This is a genomic window from Halalkalibaculum sp. DA384, from assembly GCF_043951955.1.
GTDB lineage: Bacteria > Bacteroidota > Rhodothermia > Balneolales > Balneolaceae > JAMQKA01.
On sequence record NZ_JBINJE010000019.1, the window covers coordinates 79,340 to 89,227 of the forward strand.

9 protein-coding genes are annotated in these 9,888 nt (G+C 45.9%); all 9 read right to left on the reverse strand.

The features are described from left to right. Positions 1–58: 58 nt before the first annotated feature. The gene (locus ACG2E4_RS11935) at positions 59–736 is read right to left on the reverse strand and encodes a PIG-L deacetylase family protein (protein ID WP_395262443.1); all 678 of its coding nucleotides are present in this window, start codon (positions 734–736) and stop codon (positions 59–61) included. Further along, the gene (locus tag ACG2E4_RS11940; protein ID WP_395276701.1) at positions 729–1,715 is read right to left on the reverse strand and encodes a methionyl-tRNA formyltransferase; all 987 of its coding nucleotides are present in this window, start codon (positions 1,713–1,715) and stop codon (positions 729–731) included. Before ACG2E4_RS11940 ends, ACG2E4_RS11935 begins: the two co-directional genes overlap by 8 nt. Then, positions 1,715–2,311, reverse strand: a complete 597-nt coding sequence (locus tag ACG2E4_RS11945) for a sugar transferase (protein WP_395276702.1) — start codon at positions 2,309–2,311, stop codon at positions 1,715–1,717. The genes ACG2E4_RS11940 and ACG2E4_RS11945 overlap by 1 nt, the downstream gene beginning before the upstream one ends. A gap of 182 nt (positions 2,312–2,493) precedes the next feature. Next, positions 2,494–3,483, reverse strand: coding sequence for a sugar-transfer associated ATP-grasp domain-containing protein (locus ACG2E4_RS11950; RefSeq protein WP_395276703.1), 990 nt, complete (start codon positions 3,481–3,483; stop codon positions 2,494–2,496). Between the two features lie 170 nt (positions 3,484–3,653). Beyond that, positions 3,654–4,799 carry a hypothetical protein gene (locus tag ACG2E4_RS11955; RefSeq protein ID WP_395276704.1) on the reverse strand — a complete coding sequence of 382 codons (1,146 nt, stop codon included), beginning with the start codon at positions 4,797–4,799 and terminating at the stop codon, positions 3,654–3,656. Positions 4,800–5,002: 203 nt separating this feature from the next. Continuing rightward, positions 5,003–6,163, reverse strand: coding sequence for a glycosyltransferase family 4 protein (locus tag ACG2E4_RS11960; protein ID WP_395276705.1), 1,161 nt, complete (start codon positions 6,161–6,163; stop codon positions 5,003–5,005). Then, positions 6,141–7,280, reverse strand: coding sequence for a glycosyltransferase family 4 protein (locus tag ACG2E4_RS11965; RefSeq protein ID WP_395276706.1), 1,140 nt, complete (start codon positions 7,278–7,280; stop codon positions 6,141–6,143). Before ACG2E4_RS11965 ends, ACG2E4_RS11960 begins: the two co-directional genes overlap by 23 nt. 54 nt (positions 7,281–7,334) lie before the next feature. Continuing rightward, positions 7,335–8,411, reverse strand: a complete 1,077-nt coding sequence (locus ACG2E4_RS11970) for a glycosyltransferase (RefSeq protein WP_395262436.1) — start codon at positions 8,409–8,411, stop codon at positions 7,335–7,337. A 57-nt stretch (positions 8,412–8,468) separates the two neighbouring features. After that, positions 8,469–9,356: a hypothetical protein gene (locus tag ACG2E4_RS11975; protein WP_395262435.1), complete on the reverse strand. Its 888-nt coding sequence runs from the start codon at positions 9,354–9,356 to the stop codon at positions 8,469–8,471. Between the last annotated feature and the right edge of the window lie 532 nt (positions 9,357–9,888).

The following is a 9,888-nucleotide window of genomic DNA, read 5'->3' on the forward strand; positions in this document are numbered from 1 at the left end:
CTGTAGTTCAGGATAATTTCACTATTGAATAAATCCTCAAGGAGGTATTTAAAATCCATTACTTAATTTCACGTACCAGCATAAAAGCTTCCGCATTTTCCACTCCCACCGTGGATCCCCTGTAATTTGATATCGCTTCTATGGCATGCAGCGAACGGGAGTGGGGGAACGTCTTGATCTGCGTGCTGTAACATTCAAACGCTTCAAGCTTTTTATCAAGGAATGCTCCAATATCTTCAAATACGGTCGGGATGAACGCATCATCCCCAAAAGGGGGAGCCCATTCTGTTTCAGAAAGCGTTTCATAGGCATATATGGCGCGTACCGGGCAGTCGTCTATCGGTCTTGCAGCCACCAGCGAGGCCTCATAGGTTATGCGGTGATCTTTATGAATGTCACCCCGGTGAGGAATATAAAGCGTGGTGATACCCAGCTTGGTAATCAATTTATTTAACTCCATAGAGAGTTTATATGCAGGAATTGAATCCAGTTTGGGAGCAGGGAAATCCAGGAAAAACGTATCCTTAACGCCCAGTATGTTGTGCGCCTCCAACGCTTCTTCCCTCACTTGTTCAGTGCCTTCCCGTGGAAAAATTTCCGGGGCTCCCAGGTGCCCGTTGGTTATAATCGCTACATAGACGGGATACCCTTTTGAAATATACTTTGCCATAATTCCGCCGCACCCCAAAATTTCATCATCACAATGGGGAGCTACAATAAGTATGTTTTCATTCATCAGGCAGCCGCTTTTCCAGTTTTACAATTTTGTTGTTTAGTTGTTCGAAGCGATATTCCTCCAGCGAACCAAATTGTTGTCCCACCCGGAGCTCATCCGGCGCAATACCTCTCAGCTCATGCAGCCACAGCAATCCATCGCCGGCCTGAACCAACACTCCCTTTTGTGGATCTTTTTTAAGAATACGTCCCGCCACTCCGATATAATTGAGCTCCGTTTCAACCGAGGCCCGGTCGATGATTATTTTTTGCCCCTTAATACAGGCGAATGCCCCCGGCAGCGGGCTCGACACGGCCCTGACCAGCGTGACAATAGACCGGGCGGAATCTTGCCAGTTGATCCATCCATCCTCCGGATTTCTTTTCCCCAGGTAGGTGGCGTCTGCATGGTTTTGCTCCCTGGCCTCAACAGTTCCGGCCTGCATCCCAGGCAACAACTCATCCAGGCAGGTGCCGATCGCCCCGATTATTTTATCGATGACGTCCTGGGCATAATCCTCTTCCTCTACTTCAAATGGCTGCTGAGCCAGGATAGGGCCATCGTCCATGCCTGCTCCCATTTTAAAAAATGTAGCCGCGCCCTTTGCTTTTCCCAGTATGAGCCAGGCTACCGCGCCACGTCCCCGGCCTTCCGGCAGTCTGGTCGGATGAAACCCGATACATCCCGATGACGGCAGGCTCAATAATGGCTCTTTTACCAGCTGGGAAAGGCCAACCACAAACAGGTAGTCCGGCCGCCACTCATCGATAAAATGACGGACCTCCCCGGCATTGATATCTGTGAAATATCGAAAGTTGCCAAATCCCTCCTGTTCACACTGTCTTTTTAAATCAACAAAACCACTGACGTTCCCGGAGACCGAGGGATCCAGCCCCAGCACTCCCACAACATTCATATCGTGTTCGAACAGTTTTTCCAGGGTTTTACGACTGCTGTTGACGCTCCCTGCCAGTGCAATCCTGGGGTTTGATTCAGTCATTACTGCGTTTCTCTCAATTTTAGCGGTTCATTGATAAATTTTTCTTCACCCAAAAAGATAATCAGTACCGTTCTCAGAATAATCTTCATATCATTCAGAAATGAAACATTTTCAACGTATTCCAAATCATATTTGTAGCGCTCACTCCAACTGATATGGATATTCCCACACACCTGGGCAAGGCCCGTCATACCCGGGCGAACCGAATATCGTCTTTTTTCATCCACGTTCATCTCCTCAAGCTGCTCCTGTATGCTGGGCCTGGGGCCCACAAGCGACATTTCTCCCTTGCATACATTGATCAATTGTGGCAACTCGTCAATTTTGAACCTCCGCAGGTAATACCCGATCCTGGTAACGCCTTCCGCTTTCCCGATCACTTTCTGTACACTTCGTTTTTTATCGGTCATCGTCCGAAATTTATAGACTTTGAAGAGCTTCAGGTTTTTACCTACGCGGTCTTGTATGAAAAAAACCGGTCCCCGGCTGTCCAGCTTTATCAGCAACGCAACCAGAATAAAAAGGGGCAACAATAATAACAATAGCAGCAAAGACGCCAGCAGATCCAGGAATCTTTTAAAAAATCGGGCATACATCTCAAACCTTCACATTTTGGAAAAAATTAAAAGCCGTATCGACACCAACGCTTTCTCATCTTTATCTTTGATTGCCAAAAGTATTCCTTGAAAATTTACAAACAGTCTCGATCTGCTTTTGGATATGGCCGGGGTTTATTTATTCTACAGGTAATTTTACTCTCAAAAAAACATTGATTTCATCACTGCTTTACGTAGTTCATCAACTGTGACTTAAGGCCCTTTTTAACCGGCAGCTGCCACAGCAGCTTGCACCAGTCGTGATTTCCTTCAATGAGGCCCGGACCTTTATCAGTAACCACCACATCCCAGCCTATCGACCTGTTTTGGGGATGAGCCAGGGCCGCCTCATGTACCATGGCAAGAACTTCGTCCCAAAAGGGCACCTGGAATCCCGGGATCTTTACGTTGGTAACCGGATGGAACTCCTGTTCCGGTTTTGTAATATCGCTGTACACCGCGGGTCCGCTAACGCGCCCGGTAGTCTCATCAATGGGAGCCGCCAGGTTTCCTGCGGCCATATTATCGACCGATGAATTGACAGAGATTCGCAGCCGGCATCCCAGGATATCTACTTCTCCCCTGTCATCCAACTGTGTAATCACGCGTACCGTATTCACCGCAGAAGGGGAAAGCCGGTTCATCTCCGGGTGTTGTTCAATAAACTCCTCCACCAACCCAAAGTTGTTCTCTTTCATAAACGTGACCAGGCCCTGGCGGTCGAAACCCTCACAGTTCATAATTTTAACCTGTGCTCCACACTTTCCATCTGAAACTTTAAAAACCAGCTTTCCAGACGGGTTGGAAAGGATTGACTCTGCGAGTTCCGGATTGTTCTCAAGATCTTCCACATCAGCCACCTGGTGAATAAAAAAATCGCCGTAATGCTTGTAAAAAAGCGTCTTGTTATCCAGGATATGGCGGCTGTTTCTGGGATTCATTTTGAGCTGATATTCATACATTTGGCCCATCCCTGCCCAGCGCTCACGTTCCTGTTTTGAGAGCTCAAAAAAACGAAATTGGAAATACTCCAGGATGGAAACATTGTACATAAAAACGGACTTTAGGATGTCGGAGAGGAGCGAAAACCTGGATCTACCCGATAATTCTGCTGCATGATCCAGGAAAAGCGAAAATTTTTCCCTGTCTAGCTGTTTGAGATAATAACCCAAGTATAAAACTCTCTTTAATTTCATTTTCAAAAGTCCATTTTTTAATCATTTGCTAAATCAATAGCATCACTCATTAAAAACTAACAAAAATAATCAAACTCTGAATTATTTTATTCTAATTTATTTCATCATAACTGCCCAAAGCAAACCCTGCCAGTTACGCTTATATTTTATTTCGATGCGATCAATTTGCCCAGTTCATCTGCCGCCATAAACTCTGCTTCCGGCCACCTTGCCGTAATTCCCGCCAGCAGTGTTTGAAGTGCCTCCAGTCCGATTTTTCGATTTTTTTCATCTATATGCCCGCAAAAGTTAACCCGGTGAGAACTGATAATTGCGGGACGATGCCATCGGAACGCCGCCTCAATCTGCATCAATGCATGGTCTACCCAGTCTACACCGCGATTTTGCGTGGGTTCAAACACTACATTCCGAACCAAAAACAGTTGCCCGTGCTTATTTTTTTTACCGGTATAATTAAATTTAGTCCGGTATGTACCTTTGCCCTGGTGCTCTCTTTTTATCATGGGAGTATCAATAAAATGGACGTCATTTTTCTTTAATACTTTATGAATGGACGAGTGCTCGCGTCCGCCGGGAGGATTAAAGTGAGTTGCACGGTATCCAAACACCCGCTCAAAGGCATCGAGTCCATCAACAATTATTTCACGGAATTGATTATTCTCATTGACATCCCAAAAATCAAAGGCCGCCAGGATGGAAACTGTTTCATATTCCTCTGAAGATATACGTGCGCAGGACCTGTTTTTAAGGGCTGTGAGTAACTTCTCATCTCGCTTTTGCAGTTTTTCGTTGAACAATTTCAGGTTCAGATGCTCGCGCCCGTGGAATTGCGGTTGCAATAGTCCCTTCCGGATGCCCTCTTTCCAGAGCCTCCACGCCCCCTTGTAGGCCTCCGGCTGTTGGGCGGAGAGTTTTGAATAGGTCTCAGGGAGCATTTCGCTGTGATATTCCTTGTAGCCGGTCTCTCTCACTTTTTCAAAATTGATGTTGCACGGAACGGCAAACGGGGTGAAGATCGCGTGGTTACCATTTTTATCCTTTACCGAGGTCAACACCTCATATAACATCTCCAAATCGCCCCTGTTTTCCAGCGAATCGTACAGGTCAAATCCCTTGAAGGGTGATAATACCTGCAACCCCTCCTGCTCCATGCGTTCACGGGCCTGCCGGGAATCAAGCCGGACATTGCCGTAATCATCTACGGAGAACACAACTATTTTGCGACGGGTCCGCCAGCCCACCAGGTTTTTGACATTACACGCAACCTTGTTTTTCATCTTTGAAAGAAACATAAGAATTCTAATAAAACTTGTTAGAAACCTTTGCAGGTCCTGCTATTTTTTTGGGAGTTAGTTGTACACCGACCCTATTGACCTTTTAACGGGAACGGGAGTACAACTTCCTCAGAACGAGGAATTGAGAGTTTTACAACCCCTCTGTTAGTTACCTCGCATGTACCGGTTGACCAGGCAGACTATTTTCAATGTTGTCCTTGTCATGCGTCGGAACTCAGGTATTGCGCTACGATTTTATCCGCGTTGGAACGCCGATAATTTTTTGATGCCCGCTGTGCATTTTGAGCATATTTTTCATGCAACTGCTTATCCTCCTTTAACGCCAGGATAAAGTTCACCGCTTCTTCAAGCTTATCGTGTGGCACACACCTGGCGTGGTTATACTTTGTTGCGTAGTCGTGCAGCTCAGAATCGTCGGAAGCGACGTACAGTGCCGGGATACCGTAACTCATCAGGTTGTATGACTTGCTGGGGACGCTCCCCTTTGAGGTGGCCTCATCCAGGATCACCACTCCCACGTCGGCGGCCGACAACGAGTATGGAAACATCTCGTCAGATTGAAATGGCAAAAACTGGCAGTTGGGCAACGCCTTGTCTTCCACCAGTGATTTGAGATGCGGAACGCGCGGACCACGTCCAATGATCTGGAACAAAATTTCCTCGTGGTTTTTCATCAATTCCGCCAGCTGTACCATCACCTCCACGTTGTGAGTCAACCCGATATTACCTGAATACTGAACAACAAACCTGTCAATCAGCCCATGTTTTTCGACAAACGGATTGTCCTCCTTTTCAACTTTGCCGTTTGATTGAAAGATTGACCAGATCGGGGTTACCCGTATCCTCTCCGGTTCAACATACTGGGAAAGAAGGGTTTTCATTTTCCCCCCTATCGTGAATAACTTGTAGGCCCGGCGGAAGGCAACGCGGTTTAGTTTCGCCCAGATCCTGTAGATGGGATGGGATTCCTCCATACCGGTCACTTTGAAGATATCCGGGTAGACATCCCATATGAGCATGCTGCACCGGTTGGGTAGTGCTACAGACATCAGGTACGCCATGGGCGGCAGCGAGATGAAAAACACCTCGTATTTTCGGTACCGGAACAGCAGCAGTCCGTAGATCTGAACGCAGGCCCAGAGATAGGAAAGCAATTTTTTATAAGCCGGGCGTTCTACCCATTTGTTAATGTTGGAGACCCCAATTGAGGGGTCCAGCTCCTCCCCCTGAACATGGATGCTTCCCGTAATCAACTCCACCGTTTCCACCCTTTGGGCAAACGCGTTGCACAGCCCGATGGTCAGGTAGTTTGCCGCCTGGTTCACAACGACAATCTTTTTATTTTCTTTCGTTTTCGGCATTGGCCAACTTTTTGCAAATAGTTAAATATTGTTCTGCTCTCTCCCGGGCCGTAGCAAAAATCCGCTGTTGTTGTATCCCATTCTGCACGAGGGTTGTTTGCAATCGGGGATCTTCCACCAGGTTAATAATCTTTTCGGCAAATGCGTGCGGATCCATCGGGTCCGCGTAAAGAGCGGCATCTCCACAAATCGTATGGGCAAACCCGAGGTCGGATGTAATAATCGGCTTCTCCATTTTCATCGCTTCGGCGTAAGAAGCGGAAAAACATTCAAGCAGCGTGGGCAGGAAAAGGGCATCACACTCCTGGTACAGCGATGGACCCTCCTCCGGTTTTACGGGACCAATATTGATAATCGTTCCATCCATCTCTTCCGGAAAATGCTTCCTGTAATCATCCTCCGGAAGCGTCAATACAAACCGGATGCGCTCTTTTATGGCTGCCGGCAGCACGGTAATCACATCGGGAATAATCTCCAGGTTTTTGTGGGGATACCAGGCCGAGAGCGTTAGAAAACGAAACTCACCATCTGTTTTTTCCGGCAGTTTGTTTTTCTCATTCCGGGGACTTTCATAGTATTGGCTGAAAGTGTTGGACACGGTATAGACTTCATCCGTTTGCAGCCACTTCTGCAGACGCCGGTTTACATCCTCCGTTTGGACAACATAGGCATCTGCGTCCCGCTTAAAAAAGTATTTCAACACGGCCCCTTTCAAATACCACTTTATTTTTTTACAGATTGACATTTTTGAAAAGAATGGAGAATCCCTGTAAATATGATGCGCCCGGTTAAACCCAACCAGGTGAGGGGCCTTTGGACGCCAATAGGCGGGTCCTGTGGTTGTAAATACTATATCCGGCCGAATTTCCATCTCCAGTTCCCTGAACTTCTGGTCCTGTGATTGCAAACTAAATACGCGTGTTGCCGGACGATAACCGATATTGTAAAACATAAAGTTTGCAGGAAATTCTTCCTGGTTTACCAATTCAGATAGCATCTCTCCAAGCACGACGTGAAACTCGTGTTCCGGAAACCTGCGGCATTCCTCAATAAACGAGCGGGCCACCTGAACCCCTCCCCCTTTATGTGTTGTCGCCGTATTGATTAATAATTTCATGTATTCATGCCTTTATATTTAAAGCAAATGCCGAAGTAAATTTTATATCATACCTTAAGGTGTTATAAACTCATAGAACTTGTCTGCTATTGAGTCTACAGTAAATTTTTCCATGGAACGGGTAGCAGATTTTGACATCTGCGCTCTTAGATCTTCATTACTCATCAGTTCCTGTAGTCTTTTTTTGAACATCTCCATGTCAAACAGATCTACCAGGAAACCGTTTACTCCATCCTCAATCATGTCAGAAGGCCCGGCCACGCAGTCATACGAGACGACCGGCAGTCCCGCGGATAACGCCTCTCCCACAACATTGGGAAACCCCTCGGAGCTGGAGGTAAAAGCAAATATTTTGCTCTTCAGGTAATACGACTCAATATTTTTCTGGTAGCCCTCCAAAGAAACCGAACTTTCTACGTTCAGCTCTGATATTAACGCTTGTAACTGGGTAGAAAGATTCATTTTCTTGGCGTCTCCCCCGACAATCACAAGTCTCCATCCCTTCGGATCTATTTCAGCAAACATCTTTATGAGTTGATCCAGGTGTTTGGTTTTGATCAGCCGTCCAACAGTCAGGATAATATTTTGTTTTTTAACAGCCTCATCCGACTCAATTTTGCGAACCGGGTTGCTTATGACCTGTATATTTTGATTCCATTTTTTTGCATTGCAGACCTGTTTGGCTACTTCGGTTTGTGCAACATAACCGGCTGCCCCGGGGTACAGCACGCGGCGCAGGTGGTTGTGAAGTTTCCCCAGGTCCTTGTCCGGCTGACTTCGATCAGAAACATATACCGGATAGCCGGAACCGTATAATGAAAGCAAGACTAAATTATTCCACATCTCCCCGAAGCTCAAAACTGTATCGGGATTAATCTTTTTAACACGATTTCGTAAAAAAATCATCGTTCTCAGTGTATCAACAGTCCGCCTGGCGTTGTTAAATTCAAAACCGGGTTTATGGACAGTCACGGAAGAGGATATATCGTAAATTATTTCACGCCTGATTCCGATCAGGATAAGATGAACCTCGGTATTCTCTCTTTGAGTAAAATCGTTTGCCAGTTGCGACATGACCCGCTCCATTCCTCCAATTCCCAGCGAGTGAATGACCAGTGCAATTTTCTTCATTCTTCCGTTTTTCCCAGTAATGTAGAATTTAGTATCTGTGAGTTTAAGCCTCTCCTGTCAGGTATTTATTCCACTCCAAAAGGGGAAGAGCTGGTCGATCCAGCGTGCAAATTTTAGCTGCCTGGGCGTTAATCGCTTGTATTCAAATCCAACGCGGGGATTAATCTTTAAACTTTCCTTTAGCCGGAGCGCATTACCCGCCAATATATGGTTGGGTTTAAAAGTATCATCGCCGTTCAATGTTGCAAACAACGGGTGAATATTTCTCAAAGACTCCGGCTGCTGTACAAAATTTTTATAAAACACTTTTTGGGAATCCTCTCTACCGCAGAAAATTTCAGCAACCATATTGGTGGCGATCCAGTCCCGGACAACTTTCCAGGTTTTCCGGGGTGGATTGTCCTCTTCAATACCTGCCTTAATATTTTTGGTGGCAAATCCTTTAGAAGAGTTAATCACTCCTGTAAAATCACGACACAGGTGGATAACCTGGAGGTCTACAATCTTCGACAGCACTGCAATGCGCTGGGGAGACTTTGATGAATCAATAATAACCGACTGCCCCGTCACATCTCTGATTGCCTGTAGCAAATGCAGCGTAGCAAGGCAGTAATCCCTGAAATCAGCGGAGGGGCGATAAAAACTAAACAGGGCATGCAGCGTTCTTTTATTCCGTTCATAATGCCATCGAAGTTGCTGGTAGCGTTGATAGCTTATCTCTCGTTTAGCTTCCCAGCTTTTGATAATTTCCGACCATACCTCACATTCAGGAATCTGAGTATTGCACGAGCAATACTCTTCCATAATGGTCTCCCGTGTAATATTTGTGAGTTCACCGGCGCTAAAACAGCCTTCAAGTGATCCAAGAATGATGTCCAAAAGGGTTGACCCCGAATGACCATTTCCGGTAATAAATATAACTTGTATTGAGGTATCTTTTTCCATCTGTTCCTCTTTTATATGGCCTCTCTAATAGACTATATTTTATAAATGACTTACCCTCTTCCACAAAAAACTTACCACAAGTATCGAGTTAAATGCAAACCATCCCAATATAGCCTTTACCTGGCTAGTCTCTCAGAACTTTATAGTGAATTTTAAAAAGATGCCGGTGGCACGAAATCCAAATTGCTTAAAGTTGAGAGTTGCTCTCATATCTCTTGATTTTTGAAAGAAGAGTACCAGCAGTCCTCTTTAAAAATTATGTATAGGTATGCAAATCAACCAGTTAAAAAGTTTTAATTCATCGAATATAGATATTTCTCAGGATCTAGGTTACGAGATTCAATCAATTTATTTTGCAGCATGTCCTGACATCGACCGACGGCTGAATAGCAAAACAACACTGCGTGAACCATATATGATCAGCCTATCTTCGACCGCTCCCGTTGAGGTCCTGTTCGGTGATGGTGATCGGGATGCTTTGGAGGGTCAGCTCGGGCACCTGCGGGTTGGTCACCTCCAGCCGGTAGGTGCC